This window comes from Ignavibacteriota bacterium, from assembly GCA_016218045.1.
GTDB lineage: Bacteria > Bacteroidota > Ignavibacteria > SZUA-365 > SZUA-365 > JACRFB01.
This window is the reverse complement of the sequence record JACRFB010000010.1, coordinates 193,013-208,028: the sequence shown is the minus strand read 5'-3', so window position 1 is coordinate 208,028 and position 15,016 is coordinate 193,013. Positions and strand designations below refer to the sequence as shown.

Annotated in this window: 15 protein-coding genes; 7 read left to right on the top strand and 8 right to left on the bottom strand. The window is 60.7% G+C overall.

All coding sequences use genetic code 11. The features are described 5' to 3' along the window. Positions 1–98 precede the first annotated feature (98 nt). The 6 genes from HY962_03255 to HY962_03230 all read left to right on the top strand — a co-directional run bounded on the left by HY962_03255 (position 99) and on the right by HY962_03230 (position 5,481). Positions 99–749 (top strand): hypothetical protein, encoded by a 651-nt coding sequence (locus HY962_03255; protein ID MBI5645924.1) that lies wholly within the window; start codon positions 99–101, stop codon positions 747–749. Between the two features lie 5 nt (positions 750–754). Continuing rightward, a complete protein-coding gene (locus HY962_03250; GenBank protein MBI5645923.1) occupies positions 755–1,798 on the top strand; it encodes a threonylcarbamoyl-AMP synthase in 1,044 nt (347 codons plus the stop codon). A gap of 148 nt (positions 1,799–1,946) precedes the next feature. Beyond that, the gene (thpR, locus tag HY962_03245; protein MBI5645922.1) at positions 1,947–2,528 is read left to right on the top strand and encodes an RNA 2',3'-cyclic phosphodiesterase; all 582 of its coding nucleotides are present in this window, start codon (positions 1,947–1,949) and stop codon (positions 2,526–2,528) included. 42 nt (positions 2,529–2,570) lie between these two features. Then, positions 2,571–3,641, top strand: coding sequence for a recombinase RecA (gene recA / locus HY962_03240; GenBank protein ID MBI5645921.1), 1,071 nt, complete (start codon positions 2,571–2,573; stop codon positions 3,639–3,641). Between the two features lie 224 nt (positions 3,642–3,865). Beyond that, positions 3,866–4,795, top strand: a complete 930-nt coding sequence (locus tag HY962_03235) for a DUF4249 family protein (GenBank protein MBI5645920.1) — start codon at positions 3,866–3,868, stop codon at positions 4,793–4,795. A gap of 26 nt (positions 4,796–4,821) precedes the next feature. Then, a complete protein-coding gene (locus HY962_03230) occupies positions 4,822–5,481 on the top strand; it encodes a RecX family transcriptional regulator (GenBank protein ID MBI5645919.1) in 660 nt (219 codons plus the stop codon). Between the two features lie 87 nt (positions 5,482–5,568). Here HY962_03230 and HY962_03225 read toward each other — a convergent pair whose 3' ends face one another. The 5 genes from HY962_03225 to HY962_03205 all read right to left on the bottom strand — a co-directional run bounded on the left by HY962_03225 (position 5,569) and on the right by HY962_03205 (position 11,336). Then, positions 5,569–6,864 carry a hypothetical protein gene (locus HY962_03225; GenBank protein ID MBI5645918.1) on the bottom strand — a complete coding sequence of 432 codons (1,296 nt, stop codon included), beginning with the start codon at positions 6,862–6,864 and terminating at the stop codon, positions 5,569–5,571. A gap of 41 nt (positions 6,865–6,905) precedes the next feature. Continuing rightward, positions 6,906–7,268 (bottom strand): hypothetical protein, encoded by a 363-nt coding sequence (locus HY962_03220; GenBank protein ID MBI5645917.1) that lies wholly within the window; start codon positions 7,266–7,268, stop codon positions 6,906–6,908. An 83-nt stretch (positions 7,269–7,351) separates the two neighbouring features. Then, the gene (locus HY962_03215; protein MBI5645916.1) at positions 7,352–7,669 is read right to left on the bottom strand and encodes a hypothetical protein; all 318 of its coding nucleotides are present in this window, start codon (positions 7,667–7,669) and stop codon (positions 7,352–7,354) included. Between the two features lie 172 nt (positions 7,670–7,841). After that, the gene (locus tag HY962_03210; GenBank protein MBI5645915.1) at positions 7,842–9,209 is read right to left on the bottom strand and encodes a sigma-54-dependent Fis family transcriptional regulator; all 1,368 of its coding nucleotides are present in this window, start codon (positions 9,207–9,209) and stop codon (positions 7,842–7,844) included. Between the two features lie 69 nt (positions 9,210–9,278). Next, positions 9,279–11,336 (bottom strand): PAS domain S-box protein, encoded by a 2,058-nt coding sequence (locus HY962_03205; protein MBI5645914.1) that lies wholly within the window; start codon positions 11,334–11,336, stop codon positions 9,279–9,281. 188 nt (positions 11,337–11,524) lie between these two features. On the opposite strand from HY962_03205, the gene HY962_03200 reads away from it, so the two are divergent. Then, entirely contained in the window at positions 11,525–12,631 is a 1,107-nt protein-coding gene (locus tag HY962_03200; protein ID MBI5645913.1) for a glycosyltransferase family 4 protein, read from the top strand. Here HY962_03200 and HY962_03195 read toward each other — a convergent pair. The 3 genes from HY962_03195 to HY962_03185 all read right to left on the bottom strand — a co-directional run bounded on the left by HY962_03195 (position 12,589) and on the right by HY962_03185 (position 14,961). Beyond that, positions 12,589–13,044: a hypothetical protein gene (locus HY962_03195; GenBank protein ID MBI5645912.1), complete on the bottom strand. Its 456-nt coding sequence runs from the start codon at positions 13,042–13,044 to the stop codon at positions 12,589–12,591. The genes HY962_03200 and HY962_03195 overlap by 43 nt on opposite strands. A gap of 98 nt (positions 13,045–13,142) precedes the next feature. Further along, positions 13,143–14,252: a glycosyltransferase family 4 protein gene (locus tag HY962_03190; protein ID MBI5645911.1), complete on the bottom strand. Its 1,110-nt coding sequence runs from the start codon at positions 14,250–14,252 to the stop codon at positions 13,143–13,145. A gap of 43 nt (positions 14,253–14,295) precedes the next feature. Further along, positions 14,296–14,961 (bottom strand): hypothetical protein, encoded by a 666-nt coding sequence (locus HY962_03185; GenBank protein ID MBI5645910.1) that lies wholly within the window; start codon positions 14,959–14,961, stop codon positions 14,296–14,298. Positions 14,962–15,016: the final 55 nt, after the last annotated feature.

The following is a 15,016-nucleotide window of genomic DNA, read 5'->3' as shown; positions in this document are numbered from 1 at the left end:
GCAGGGGTGCTGCGCCACGTGGTACGCGGCGCGGCCTCGTGTACCTGTGGCAACTTTTTGTTACCTTTTTTCTTCCTGTCACGCACCACACACCCCGCATGAAATATCAGCAAGTCCACACCTCCCGCCTCTCCTCCGCGGCCGAAAAACTCGTCCGCGATGGCGCATGGCATGGGTATGAGACGGATAGCCGCGCGTGGTATCGTGTGGTGGGGAAGGTGGTGCAGCGTGTGCGTCTGGAGGAAAGGGAGGAGGCCTCGCTGCTTGGACTTTTCGATCGGCTCGCGCCTCTGCCGAAAAAGGTGTTCAAGGAGGGTTTTCGCGAAGAACTGACTCTGCGCATCGACGACGACCGATATACGCTCAGCGGCATGTACCTGCGTTCGTTTATCGGATGGGATCTGCTGGCCCGCGCGGGCGAGAAGCTGGGCGTCGGCATCCGTTTTTATGCGGGCAATTCCATAGAATTCTCCGTGGCCATTCCAGAATGGACCACGCGCGATCTACTCCACGCGTTGGTCACTGCGAGGGCATTCGCGCAGGTTGGTGCATCACTCGTGCGTGACTCACGGGAGGGAATCCCACATACCGAGAAGGAAATTCGCGGACTGCTGCACACGGCCCGGGATTTGCTCCTCGAGGAGATCGGTGATACTGCACCCGAAGCATCGGCGGCTGTACCCGCGGGTCCAAAGCGGCGCCGCTCCTCGCAGCCGACACTCTTCACCGACGAGCCGGACGGGGCGTAGGGAACATGGATACCCTCCTGCTGCAGCCCGTTGGAGCGCGGGAACGCGCCCGGGCGGTGGAACACGCCGCCGTGTGTCTTCGACAGGGCGGAGTCGTCGCGTTTCCGACCGAAACGGTATACGGGCTCGGTGCAAACATTTTTTCCGAACGAGCACTGCACGCCGTATTCCGGGTGAAAGGCCGTCCGCCCGATAATCCGCTGATTGTGCATGTGGCGACGCCGGACCAGGCCTCGGAATTAACCGAGGCGATTCCGCCGCGTGCACATGCGCTCATGGAGAAGTTCTGGCCCGGTCCGTTGACCCTTGTTCTGCGCCGTAATGCGCTTGTGCCCGATGTGGTGACCGCCGCGCTCGACACTGTGGCTCTGCGCATGCCCGCGCACCCGCTGGCCCTTGCTCTCATCCGCGCCGCCGGTGTGCCGCTCGCTGCTCCCTCGGCGAACCGCTCCGGTAATCCGAGCCCCACCGATGCGGCACATGTCATTGCGCAACTGGCCGGACGAATCGACGTGATCCTCGATGGAGGACCCTGCCGCGTGGGCATAGAATCGACGGTCCTCGATCTCGCCGCGTCCCGGCCCCGCATTCTCCGACCGGGCGGTGTGACGCGGGAGCAGCTTGAAGACACGCTGCGCTGTCACGTCGCCGCGGCGCGCGGCGGTACGCTCCGTCCCGCGTCGCCGGGCATGAAGTACCGCCACTACGCGCCCGCGCACCCGCTGCTCCTTCTGCTTCCGCGAAGGGATGAGGACGATGCGCAGTTTCGGATCCGTTTCTCCGCAATGGTGCAGCGACAGCGTCTGCGTGGACTCCGCGTCGGAGTTCTTGCGCCGCGTGCCTGGAAGTCCGGTATCGACTGCGATGCATTTTTTTCGCTCGAATCGGGAACTCCTGCGGATTTGGCGCGTGTAATGTATCGGGGGCTGCATGCGTTCGACGATGCCGGCGTCGATGTGTTATGCTGCCCCGGTGTACGGGAAGAAGGCGGTATGGCTGACGCGGTGATGAACCGTCTGCGGAAGGCGGCAAGCTCCGTCATACGATGATGTGGCGGGACTCGTTTATCCTGGCGGATGTGGAGGACGGCGGTATTGTGCTGTCTGACACTCCCGCTGCGCAAACCGTGGCACGGATGTCCCAGCAGCGACAGTACCATCACACCGAAATGCGACACAAAAAAAGGGCGGGAAGGACATGAAACAGGACTCGGGCAGTATCCGCTGCTTCGCGGCCATGTATCCGGATGCGGAGGCGCTCGACGCGATTGCAACCGTGTTGAACCGGCTCCGTTCGAGCGAACCGCGCGTGCGTTGGGAGAAACTTGCGCAGGTGCATATCACCGCAAAATTCATCGGGGACATCTGCCCGGAAACAGCCGCGCGAATATCGGACGGCATCCGCGCCGCACTTGGCGGGAGTCCGCAGGTGCACACACGCATCGATGCAACCGGCGTGTTCCCGCACGCTCGCGCGCCGCGTATCGTGTGGCTCGGATTCAGAACGCCGCAGGCCGGGATTCTCGCGGCAGTGTCGGCCGTCGAGGATATCTGCGCTGCAGAAGGCATCGACCGCGAGAAAAAGCAGTTCACGCCGCATATGACCATCGGCCGCGTGAAGGATCCCTCGATCGCCGCGGATTTGCAAGAGGCCCTGCGCTCCTGTAGCTTCGAAGCTATCCCCGTCACTTTTCGGGCGGTACGCGTGATGCGGAGCACACTCACACCATCCGGCGCCATCCATCAGGAAATCGGACGCGCGGATCTTCTTTCCGATTGACAAACACGACTACGTTCATACTACACAACACAGGCACACAACATGGCAGAAGACAAGGAAGGAAAACTGAAAGCCCTCGGGCTCGCGGTCGATCAGATCGAGAAGGCCTTCGGCAAGGGCTCGATCATGCGTATGGGCGACGGAGTGATCGCCAAAGTCGAAGTGATCCCTTCAGGATCCATTTCGCTGGATGCGGCACTCGGCATTGGCGGGGTACCGCGCGGGCGAATCGTCGAGATCTACGGACCTGAATCCTCGGGCAAGACGACGATCTGTCTCCACATCGTGGCTGAGGCACAGAAGCGCAACGGCATGGCGGCCTTCGTCGATGCGGAGCATGCCCTCGACATCGGCTATGCGCGCAAGATCGGCGTCGATGTGGCGAATCTGCTGGTATCGCAGCCGGAAAACGGCGAACAGGCGCTGGAAATCGTCGAGACGCTCGTCCGATCAAACGCGCTCGACGTGGTGATCATCGACTCGGTCGCGGCGCTGGTCCCGAAGGCGGAAATCGAGGGCGAGATGGGCGATCCGACCATGGGCACGCAGGCGCGTCTCATGTCGCAGGCGCTGCGCAAACTCACCTCGGCGATTAGCAAGAGCAAGACCACGGTCATGTTCACGAATCAACTCCGGTCGAAAATCGGGATTGTGTTCGGCAATCCTGAAACAACCACGGGCGGCAACGCGCTGAAGTTCTATGCCTCGATCCGTCTAGACATCCGCCGAAAGGACGTGATCAAGGACAGCACCGGGAACATCATCGGCAACCGCGTGAAAGTGAAGGTGGTGAAGAACAAACTCGCTCCGCCTTTCCGCGAAGTGGAGTTCGACATCTTCTACAACGAGGGCATCTCCCATATCGGGGATTTGATGGATCTCGGCGTCGAAGCCGGCATTATCCAGAAGAGCGGCTCGTGGTTCTCGTACGAGAACGAGCGTTTGGGGCAGGGGCGCGAAGGTGTTCGCAAGCTGCTGAACGACACGCCCGATCTTTTGCGCCGTATCGAGAACGAGGTGAAAAAGGCGCTCGGCATCGACGCGGCCGATGTAATGCCCGTGGTTGAGGACGAGGAAGGCACCACGGCAGAGAAACCGCGGAAAGGCAAATAGCCGGGAGAAGTGCGCGAGCGGGGCGCCCGGAGGGCGCCCCGCGGCGTCGCTCTCACGACGTTTCTTTTCACCAGCGGTTTGTGCATTTTATAGGGCTTCATCCGTTGAACGTTTGTACGGATCCATCGGCATTGGAACCACTGGACACGGGAACGACGGATGTTTCCTTCATCATTGCGGGATATGTTTCCGACACCTTGTAGCGCGAAGAACCAAACGATTCCATGAATACACGATTCCGATTTAGTATTTCCCGCATGTTGCTGCCGGCCCTCCTGGCCGTGGCCGCGCTGCTGCCGTCCTGCGATAATTCGTTCACACCTAAATCCGATTACAAGGAACGGATCGTCGTGTTCTGCGTGCTGGAACCCTCGGCTCCGTATCAGATGGTGCGGCTCGAGACCACGTACGATGCCGCCACCACAAATCCCGACGATGCTCTGCCGAAGCGCAGGATCGACTCGGCCATCGTGCGCATCAATACCGACCGCCGCTCCTATCTTTTCACCGATACACTCATCGATGTTGGCGGAGGCGAACTGCGCCGTGTGTGGATCTCCCGCGCGTTTGTTCCCGCGGCGGGCGCATCCTATACCATGACCGTGCAGGTACCCGGCATGTCGACGATCAGCGCCGCCGTGCAAGTCCCGGGCCGGCCGTATCTCGATCTCGACACACCCAATCCGTCGGCGGGACGTCTGGGTGTCACACTGCGTGCCGGCGCCATCAGTGCGCAGGCGCCGCCGAAGGGATTCTATTTCCGGCTCTATGTCGAGGGTGAGGCCGTGGTCAACGGCAAGACGGTGAAGCTGCGCCGCGAGGTACCCCTGCGTGTAGACAATGCAAACAACGATACCACCTGGTCGAGCCCCATCCGCTCCTCGTCGCTGTCGTTTTCGGTGGACCATATCGCCGACGTCAAGACGCGGCTCGAAAATGTTGATGGTGCCAGGAACATGCAGATAATCGGCTTCGGCTATTCCCTGGACACTTTCATCTACAGCTACTTTCAGACGGTCCGCGGTTTCGATGATCCCGTGTCGGTTCGCCAGGACAGGCCCGATGTGACAAACATCGTGGGTGGTGTCGGGATTTTTGGCGCCATCGTGCGTGATACGCTCTCGAAGCCGTACGTGACTGTCATCACCAACTAGGCGGCCGCTCGGCCGCGATCCGGGCCATGGAACACCCGATCATCACTCGCATTGTCCGTCAGCAGAAGCGCGCGGGCCGCGTCTCCATTTTCCTCGACGGGGAATTTGCCTTCGGAGCACAGGACGATGTTGTGTATCGCTTCGGCCTTGCGAAAGGTGTGACAATGACGCCGGAGCTGCGTGTGCAGGTGGAGTCGGCCAATGCCGTTCTTGAGGGGAAACGCGCTGCGGAACGTCTTATCGCGCGGCGTCTGCGTGGCTCCGGCGAGATACGGCTTGCTCTGCGGAAAAAGGGCTATGCGCAGGAAGTGATCGATGTCGTTGTCGAGGATTTTACGCGAGCCGGACTTCTCGACGACGCGGAATTTGCGGCCGCATTCGTGCGCGACCGCATGCGCTTCAAGCCGAAGTCGCGCACGATGCTCGAGCGTGAACTCGAGGCGCGCGGCGTTTCTCCATCAATTGTACGCGCCGTCCTCGGCGAACTGCTCTGTGGTGATGCCGAGCGTGTTGCTGCGAAGGCGCTCGCGAGGAAATATCTCGCACGCCGCGCGCATGACGCGCCGGATGTGCTTCGTCGGCGCGCCTTTTCGTATCTGCTGCGAAGAGGGTATTCCGCGTCGCTGGTTTCTGCGGTGCTGCAGGAGTTGATCACCCGCAGCCCGGACGAGTACGTCGAAGAGTGACATCACCGCGTGTCACGGCCTGCACGTGGTCAAATTCTTCTTAAGGCCGGGCGCGGAGTCGAGACTTGCGATTCTAAAACGGCGGGATCAGAAGCCGAGCCCCATCTCCACCGTACATACAGCACCGTGCATACTGTAGTCGAATGCGGCGGTGTTGGACTGGTTTCGTGCAAATTGATAGTCGAGTGCCACTGTGAGATTCTCGACGAAGATCCATCCGGCCTCAAAGCTTTTTTCGATACCCGCTGAAAATCCTGAGCGGATGTCCCGCCGATCGGGTCCGCCGAGAACCGGATCAAGCGAAGAAGGGTAGTAGTACCGCTTGTCACGGATGAATCCGGCAAGCTGCAGCTTCATCGTCCATGGCAGAATTTGTGTGAGGGTAAGAGCTGCCTCATGTCCGCTGTAGGTGTACGGATCGTCCGAAAGTTCGTCGTCGCCGCCGTATTCTGTCCATCCGGCGATAAAAACCGATCCCTGCTCGGAGAGGTTTGCCCGGTATCTGTATCGGAGACTCAAGCCCGTGCTCTCAGTCAGAGATTGTGCAATATTCACGGCACCGCTGAGCTGTACTCCCTGTGTTTTATCGCTCACGAGCACTGGGATGGTTGTCCCGCCGCTGTGTTCGCCCGTCCCATTGCCGCTGCCATTTCCTCCGTTTCCGTTCCCACCGCCATTGCCGCCGCCATTGCCACCCCCGCCTCCACCTCCGCCTGGCCCGCCTCCGTCCACAAGGAGGCCCGACGCGACAGTCGATGCCGGGCTTGATGCAACTGTGGCAGGTGCCGCGGTCTCGTTGGCGTAGTTTTTTATTCCAAGCGAAAGTTCGAGATCGAAGCTTGTGCCGCTCTCGAGGGAGGTGTTGCCTCCCAAAGTCGCGAGGTGTTCAAAATATCCGAGTTCTTGAAATGAGGGATACGTGCGGTATCGCGCCCGGTACGCGGCGCGGAATCCGATGATATCGCCGTACGTGTCCCTGTACCCCGCCGAGGCGAGAAACTGCGAGTAGTCGAAAAGTGCAAAGGCATCGCGACCGAGGCGCGAGTTGCCTGACGCAAAAAAGGAAAGTGACGACGTCTCTTCGCTGTCGAGGGGCTGTACGATCGAGAGGGCCAGCCCGTGTGTCGCGAACTGCCTGTCGGGGAAAGCGGGAACCTGTGTGAAGGCACCTGTATAGCCAGCGGCCCAGCGACCGCTTTCCGCAAAATACCCGAAAGCGAGATCCGCGTCCTGCATCGAGGCGGCGGAAGGGAGGGATGTGCCGAAAATATTGTCCGAGTATCCGCTGCCCAGAGTCAGCGTCCCGCCCCATTGAGCGTGCAGAAACGGCGCGGTGAAAGTGCAGAGGATCGCGATGAGGACGAATCTATTCCAGAAGACCATGATGAGGTCCTTGCGGAGATAAAGAGTATGTGCGAGTGATATTATTTTTTTGCGCCGCGAAGCTGTCGGCCGTTGCCGCGTCGGAATCCAAATCCATCGCAGCGCGCATCGTTGATGCCGTCGCCGTCGCGGTCAATGAAGGCATCACGACGGTGCTGTCCCTTGCCGCGCCGGCGTCCGTTGCCTTCATCGTCCTTGCCTGCCGCATCTTTCCTGTCGTCGATACCGTCGTTGTTGTCGTCCACAAAGGCGGGATCAGCTTTTTTTCCCTTGGAGTCGGGAGCGGTCTGCTCCTGCGCGGGGGCGTCCTTCTTTTCGGCACCCGGAACCGATTGCGCATGCACCGTCGCAGACATGGCGAGGGAGAAGAACAAAGCGAAGGTGAAGATGATCAGGGGTTTCATGGCAGTGTTTCTGAAATGTCGGGCGGCGGTCAGTCTGACCGCCGCCCACGGGGATCGTGAGGGACGCGGGGTGCGCCTCTGGATTATTTGCGTCCGCCGCGGAAGCCGCGGCTTGTGCCTGTGCCTGTGCCGCTGTTCGTCGTGCCGCCTGCGGGGGCCGGGGTGATGCCGCACGAACCGTCACGGAGGCGCTTCTGCGTCTTCACACACGTGCCGTCGACCTGATTGTCACAGATGCCGTCGCCGTTGGCGTCGACGAAGTTCGGGCGAACCTTGCCCTGATTGCCCTGACCGTTGAGGGAGGCCTTGCCCTTGCCATTGTTCTGTGCGAAGGCGCTATTGTCGGCGGCGAGTCCGACGAGGAGGATGCCTGCGAGTGCGAGAGTGATGAGGTGTTTCACGATGTGCTCCTGCGAGATTTTGTGTGAGTGAGTCGCTGCGTTGCGTACGCTATCCACGATATCTCAATCACCGTGCCAGCTCTCATTTCTATGTTTTCTCTCGAATTTCGCCATGTGCTTCTATGATGCTCGACGATATTGTCGAGCCACAACACGAATTGTCGAAACACTTTTATCCCTTCAGACCGAGCTTCTGCATCTTGTATCGAAGTGTGCGCTCGGAAATCGCGAGCATCTCGGCGGCGCGGACCTGATTTCCGCCGCTCCGCTGCAGTGCTTCCGATATCATTGTGCGTTCGAGCTCGTTGACTGCCTCCGCGAGATCGCGTGGCTCCTCGGCTGTATCGCGTCTCTGTGCGGTGCCGGGGATCACAACATGTCCCGGCAGGTCCGCGACGCGGAGTATTTCGTCCCGGGCGAGTACCACCGCGCGTTGCACGATGTTCTCGAGCTCGCGCACATTGCCCGGGTAGGAGTATTGCACGAGAGCGTCCATGGCCTCCCGCGAGAGAGCGGTTACGTGTTTGTTGTTTGCCCGCGCGTATTTCTCGACAAATGCCTGCGCGAGCGGAGCGATGTCTGCGCGACGCTGACGCAGAGGAGGGATGACGATGGGCACGACGTTCAGGCGGTAATACAAGTCCTCCCGGAATGTACCCTCGCGGATCATCTCCTCCAGATTCCGGTTGGTCGCCGCAACGATGCGGACGTCCAGATCCAACGATTCGCTTCCCCCCAGGCGTTCGATGCGGCCGAATTGTATCGCACGAAGAAGCTTCACTTGCAGCGGCAGGGGGATATCTCCCACTTCATCGATGAAAAGTGTGCCACCGTTGGCCTGTTCGAACTTTCCGATGCGCTGTTTCTCGGCGCCGGTAAAGGCGCCCTTCTCATGTCCGAACAGTTCGCTTTCGAACAGGGATTCCGGAAGGGCGGCACAATTCACCACGACGAGCGGCTGGGCGTTGCGTGTGCTCGCGATATGTATGGCGCGGGCGACGAGTTCCTTGCCCGTGCCGCTCTCACCGCGCACCAGCACAGGGGCCGTGCTCGGGGCGACACGGCCGGCGGTGTTGAGCACATGTTCCATCTCGCCGCTGACAGAGACGATGGACTCGAATGAATATCGCTCGGTTAACTGTTCGCGCAGGGCCTTGTTTTCTCGTAGCAGTTGTCCCCGCTCTCGGGCGCGTTCGATCACGAGCACAAGCTCGTCGAGGTCGATGGGTTTCTGGAGATAGTCGAAGGCGCCCGACTTCATCAGACGCACAGCGCCATCGACGCTCCCGTATGCGGTCATGATGACCACCGGGGTGCCCGGACAGTTCTCCGTGCATTGTGCCAGCACGTCACCGCCCGTGAGGTCGGGCATCTTGAAGTCTGTCAGCACAATGTCCGCGTGATGCTCCTGTGCGCGGTGTATGCCCTCCGCGCCCGACGCCGCGGTCGCGACATCAAAACCCTTCTTGCGCAGGAAGCCGGCTATTGCGTCGCGTTGTGTGGCTTCGTCGTCGATGAGTACGATGCGGAATGGATTCATGACCTATGCTCTGATGCGGTGATTACGGAATGAGCCCGGCGGTGGATGCGAAAGAGTGTGGCAGTCGCTTCAGGTGTTCGCGAGCGGCACGCGGATGGTGAATGTTGTGCCACCATGCGCGACGCTGCGTACGTCGATGCTGCCGCCGTGTTCGCTCACAATCTGATGTACGAGTGTGAGCCCGAGGCCGGTGCCGCTGCTTTTTGTGGTGAAGTAGATGTTGAAGATACGGGGGATGACGTCGGGGGAAATTCCGACTCCTGTATCCGATATTGCCAGGAGTGCGTCCCTCCCGTCGCGACTGACGGCGCAACGAAGCGTCCCGCCCGAGGGCATCGCGTCGAGTGCATTCTGGAACAGGTTGATCAGTGCCTGCCGCCACTTCTCCTCGTCGAGATCCACGCGGACCTGCGCATGTTCTTCGCACTCCACCACAACCCCGGCCGCACGCGCCTGCGATTCGATGACTCGAAGAGCGCGGCGTGTCGAGGCGGCCAGATCCTTCGGCGTGGTGCGCAGCGGAGCCGGCCGTGCGAACTCGAGGAATTGGGTAATGATGCCGTTGACACGCGCAACTTCTCCGCGCACCGTGTCGGCGAGGGCGCGGTACTCCTCGGCGTCCTCGGTTGGGACAAACTCGTGCCGGAAACGCTGCGCGATAACGCCGATCGCGTTCAACGGATTGCGTATCTCATGCGCAATGCCGCTTGCGAGGCTTCCCATGGCGCTCAATTGCTCGCGGCGGCGCAACTGTTCGCGCAGGCGCCGCTCCTCCGTCAGATCGCGCGCAACGGCGATTGCAAGCTCGGGGAAGCCGTTTGCGGCGTGGATCACCGAGGTGCTTACGGCCAGGAACATGGTCTCCCCCGCGGATCCTGTCAATGCTTCTTCGAAATTGTTCCCGGATCCCGACCGTATTGCCGAATGGAGCTGCAACGGATCGTCCGGAAATAGGTCGGCGTATGCGGCGCCAGGCGCCTTATCTTCCGCGTGTCCGAACAGGCGACGCGCGGCACTGTTGTATACAGTCACCGCTCCCGCCGAATCAATGGCCACGACGGCATCGGCGATATTGTCGAGCACCAGATCAGTGGACGTTGTGACACGTCGATGTTCTTCGCGCAGTAGGCCGTAACGTTCCTGCGCAAGCAGGAAGCCGATGAGGAAACCACCCGCGACAAACACGCCCAGCGCGATAAATAGTATTCGCCGCATCGCGCGCTGCTGTATCGCGCGGACATCGGCGAGGGAGAGGCCTACTCTGGTAAGCGCCTGGTGATTGTCCGGCAGGTTGATACGCTGGGCGACTTCAAGGACACGTCCCTCGGGCAAGTCGAGGAGGCGTGTCCGCGGTTCCCCGCTCGTCAACGCCGCGAGCAGAAATGTGTCGGTCGCAATTTCCGTGAGTTCGGTGACCGCCTCGCTTGCGCTCAGGATGCCGTCGTGATCCTGCACTGCCGCGTACTCGATGCCTTGTGTGCGTCCCGCCTCCCGAAGCAGACGACCGATGCCGGTGCGTCGGCGAAAATCCAGCACCACACCGTCGTCGATACCCGCCAGAATCACGCCCTGTCCTCTCCGGCGTTCGTGGGCCACGAGCAGCATGGAACTGCGTGGTGGGAGCGCGATGCTCCCCAATGAAATCCAGGTGTACTCGCCGCGTCCGACAGCGGCGATACCTTCGAGAGCGGCGTCGGCAATTGCGGGTGCGACATCGGGGGAGGAGGATGCCATAAGCCGTCCCTGAACGTCGGCAACTGCGAGAAATCCGATATCGTTCTCGCGTGCCAGCGCCGCGAGTCGCGCATTCGTCAGCGCACCGTGTTCTTCAAGATGTGCGACGAGTCTCCCCGTAGCTGTGAGGCGTTCGAGCAGCAGTTCCTCGAGGCGCGCCGACGATTCGGCAATGGTCTCGCCCGCACGGTTCACGGTTGTGACAAGAGTTGATGCCTCCGATTCGAGGGCGCCCAGCAATTCGTCGCGCGATTCCTTCCACTCAATCGCAGCAACACCAAGCATGATCACACCGAGCAGCACTATCCCCAGGAAGGTCCGACGCGTATGCTTGCTCGCTCGGAAGGTGTCACGCAGTCGTGTAAACACCCCTCGTAAACCTGATCGGCTCATGCTCATCCGCGGACGTGCTGTGTGTCGAAGACACGTGGAGGGATGTTCATCAGTGATGGAGGTGCGTGGTGTGTGATGTGCGTGCGTATATCTCTGTAAGATGCGATTCCCCGACAAAGGTTTCATGACGTTGTGTTTGATTTGCAGCCCCCGGCAGGTAGATTGATGCGGTTCGCCCGCACACCGCCATGAAATCCCGAATTACCGTTTATTTGCTCACCAATCGATGGGAAATCGGAGGTGTGCGCACGCATATCATGGACCTCGCCGAGGGTTTGAAACAGCGCGGAGCGGATGTTGCGATCGCTGCGTGGGATGGGGGTGCGTCGCGGCCGAAGGACGTGCGCTTCCTTGCTCTGCGTCTCTACGGCAAGGGTGGCCGGCATAAATCCCTGCGCGGCTTTTTTGCTTCTGCCGATCGGCTGCGCCGCGTGATCCTTTCCGAGGAAGGCCCCGTCATTGTGCACACACATAGCCGCTATACGTTGCCTCTTGCCGCCCTCGCGGTGCGCGGCACCAAAGCGGCGCGAGTGTACACCGCCCACAGCAGCTTTTCAGACCTGGGTTTCTTACCGTGGTATCCACGGCATATCATCTGTCCGTCCGAAAGTGCCGCTGAGGCATTCCGTGCGCATGTGCGTCAGGCCGCGCGCTGCGTGCTCTCCATTATTCCGCACGGAGTGGCCGACTCCGGAATCCGCGTCGCGCGCCCCAGGGAGCTTCCATCGTCAATCCCGTCTTTTGTGTTTCTTGGTCGCCTCGCCGCGGGCAAAGGGGGCGAAACGCTTATCGATGCGGCGGGACGCCTCGCGCTGCGTGATGTCGACGCATTCAGGATTGTTGTTGTGGGGGATGGACCGGATCGGGACGCATGGGAAAGGCGTACGCGTTTGAGTGGTATCAAAAGTCTGGTGCATTTTGTCGGCGCTGTCGATGATCCGCGGCCCTTCCTGCAGCACGCGGCAGCCCTCGTATTTCCGTCCACGGAACTTGAGGCCGCGCCCATGTCGGTGCTCGAAGCGATGGCCGCACGCTGTCCGGTGCTGGCGAGCGATATTCCGCCCCTCCGAGAGCTACTCGCGGACGGCCGGCGCGGATTACTCGTCGAGCCCGGCAATGCGGACGCGCTTGCCGCGGGCATGGAACGGGTGCTGCGCGATCCCGCAGCGTTCACCCCGCAAATGGAAAACGCGCACGCGGAAGTGCGTGCGCGTCATTCATACGAAACGATGCTCGAGCAGACGCTCGACGTCTACAGCGCGTCCTGCGGTACGGGCCTTCCCATGTCGCGATAAATCATCTCGATCTGATTCACTTCGGCCTTGACCTTTTCGTTGTTTGGTTGCAAGGCAAGTGCGCGGCGGTATTCCACCAGAGCGCGGCGGTATTTGCCCTTGCGCGGTGTGACGGGGCTGTCGTACACCATGTAATTGCCGAATGCCGTATATGCCTCAACGAGCGCGTCGCGCGTTTTCTCGTTGTTCTTCGCGTCGTACACCGACTTCGCTTTGTCGACGGCATCCTGGTATTTCTGTATCTCCGGATCGATCTTTACAAGGGCCTCGTTCGAGATGTCCTGTGCGGCGGGAGGCGGGGTGGCCGACGATGGCTTTGTGCCGCCCGCGGGCGTGTCGGTCTTAGCTGCGGGTTCCTTGCCGCAGGATGCGAGCAGAAGTACAACGATGGCGGCGGTGATGAACTTGGTCATCGGAATTTCCTTTTTCGTGTTGAAACGTGGCTCTCTCTCTCCGAAACAAACAGTATCAACCGGCCAAAAGTTCTCCGATTTGGCGTATCAGTCGGGATTTACGACTTCAGCGCATCAGAGATCAGCACTTCAAGCGCCTCGCATTGCGCCGAGTGTGAAAAGCGCAGCATGGCCTCGTGCCGCGCCGCGTCGGACAGGGTGCGGGCGAGGACGGAATTTTCGAGCAGTTCTTCGATTGCCGATGCGAGCGCTGCACTGTCCGCGGGCGGGACGAGCAAACCAGTCCGTCCGTCATCAAGCAGCTCCGGCGTGCCGGCGCTGCGTGTGCCGATGACCGGTAGCCCCGATGCCATCGCCTCGATCGTCACAAGCCCATAGGTTTCGGAGAGACTCGTCAACGCGAAGATGTCCATCGCCCTGAACGCTGTTTCAACATCAGGCCGTGCTGCGTGAAAGAATGTGGCGTCCGATATGCCGAGCGCCTTCGCACGCGCTCGCAGGTGTGCGGCCGTGTTTTGTGATTCGCCGGCAGTTTCGTCGCCCACGATCAGTGCTACGACGTTCCTGCCGCGGCGGCGCAGGATGGCGAGTGCTTCGAGGAGGTGCACCTGGCCCTTCCCGTAGTCGAGCCGCCCGACGTTGCCAATGACGACGACATCGGAGGGCAGTCCGAACACCGTCCGCGCAGTCACGCGGTCGATGGCAGGTTGGATGAATCTCCGCAGCTCGATCCCGTGAGGAATGACGCGGATCTTCTCGCGTGGGATGCCTGTGGCCTGATGTGTCAGGTCGGCAAGACCCTGCAGAGGTGATACCCAATAGCTCAGCTTCGAAAACATCCATACGTGCAGCGGATCCCGCTTGCGTCGTCCGGGCTGCATGTGCTGCAACATCACCAGCGGGCATGCGGGTCTGCACAGCCATGCTCCTCGCACGGCAAGTCGCAGGTCGCGCGAGGAATTCACGAACATACATCGGATGTGTTCGTCCTCTATTCTCCGCGCATAGTTGCGCACGGATGCCGCGTCGATGACTGTGAGGCGATCCCCGCTCGTTGCTTCCCAGAGCGGATGAGTGCTACCGGCAAACAGGTACACCGGCCAGCCGCGCTCGGCCATCCACTGTGCGAGCCGGTGCGCCATGAGTTCTGCGCCTCCGGCAGCGTTCGACGATGTCAAAAACCCGATGCGCGGCCGATCGCCGATCATGCTGCTCCGGGTGTGCGCGCGGGCCGGTATCTCACCCGGCTGCCTACTCCACCTTCCATTCCACCGTGTAGAAGGTCAGGTCGCGCATGGACACCTTGAAGATCGCCGTGCCGGGAATCACGTAAATCTGCGTACGTTCCTTGCCCTCGTACTCGACCTCGTACTGATAACACGTGTACGCGCTGGTGGAATCGTAGTGCTGTACGACACAGCTCTTGCTCACGACACGCACGGTGTATTCGCTGCGCGGAAAGGTGCACACCGAATCGACACGCGCCGGGTATGGCAGTGTGAACATCATTTTCGGATATCTCGTCCCGTTCGAATCGAGGATCAGGTTGCGCTCGTAAAAGGTCAGCCCCTTTCCTTCGGGACGTATCAATGCCGGGAAAGCCGCCACGATGGGATTCCCGGGATGTGTGCCTTTCGGATGGAAATACAGGTACGGAAGTTCCCAGTACACCAGCCCGCTGAAAGTCTGCTGCAGTGCTGTGACTGCCGAGGGCGACTGAGGCCTGCCGGATTCAGGGACGGCGATATACTGCCATATGTTGCCGGTTCGCAAGGGCAGCAATGAACGCGCGGAGTCGATCTCGACCACCACTTTCGGCTCACCGCGACGCAGCGGCGGATCGTCAGGGAAGTCGCAGCCGGAAATCAGCGCCAGTGCCAAGGCGAGCAGCGAGAAAAAGCGCGCGGTCCGTTTCATGTTGGTGAGCTTCAAATTTCGATTGATGCAATTGCCGAACGTCCGGTGCGGGGAG

Coding starts and splice junctions, on each gene's coding strand:
- HY962_03200 (MBI5645913.1), top strand. CDS start 11,525: ATGAAATCCCGAATTACCGTTTATTTGCTCACCAATCGATGGGAAATC.
- thpR (MBI5645922.1), top strand. CDS start 1,947: ATGAAACAGGACTCGGGCAGTATCCGCTGCTTCGCGGCCATGTATCCG.
- HY962_03250 (MBI5645923.1), top strand. CDS start 755: ATGGATACCCTCCTGCTGCAGCCCGTTGGAGCGCGGGAACGCGCCCGG.
- HY962_03225 (MBI5645918.1), bottom strand. CDS start 6,864: ATGGTCTTCTGGAATAGATTCGTCCTCATCGCGATCCTCTGCACTTTC.
- HY962_03190 (MBI5645911.1), bottom strand. CDS start 14,252: ATGATCGGCGATCGGCCGCGCATCGGGTTTTTGACATCGTCGAACGCT.
- HY962_03195 (MBI5645912.1), bottom strand. CDS start 13,044: ATGACCAAGTTCATCACCGCCGCCATCGTTGTACTTCTGCTCGCATCC.
- HY962_03230 (MBI5645919.1), top strand. CDS start 4,822: ATGGAACACCCGATCATCACTCGCATTGTCCGTCAGCAGAAGCGCGCG.
- HY962_03235 (MBI5645920.1), top strand. CDS start 3,866: ATGAATACACGATTCCGATTTAGTATTTCCCGCATGTTGCTGCCGGCC.
- HY962_03255 (MBI5645924.1), top strand. CDS start 99: ATGAAATATCAGCAAGTCCACACCTCCCGCCTCTCCTCCGCGGCCGAA.
- HY962_03185 (MBI5645910.1), bottom strand. CDS start 14,961: ATGAAACGGACCGCGCGCTTTTTCTCGCTGCTCGCCTTGGCACTGGCG.
- HY962_03205 (MBI5645914.1), bottom strand. CDS start 11,336: ATGAGCCGATCAGGTTTACGAGGGGTGTTTACACGACTGCGTGACACC.
- HY962_03210 (MBI5645915.1), bottom strand. CDS start 9,209: ATGAATCCATTCCGCATCGTACTCATCGACGACGAAGCCACACAACGC.
- recA (MBI5645921.1), top strand. CDS start 2,571: ATGGCAGAAGACAAGGAAGGAAAACTGAAAGCCCTCGGGCTCGCGGTC.
- HY962_03220 (MBI5645917.1), bottom strand. CDS start 7,268: ATGAAACCCCTGATCATCTTCACCTTCGCTTTGTTCTTCTCCCTCGCC.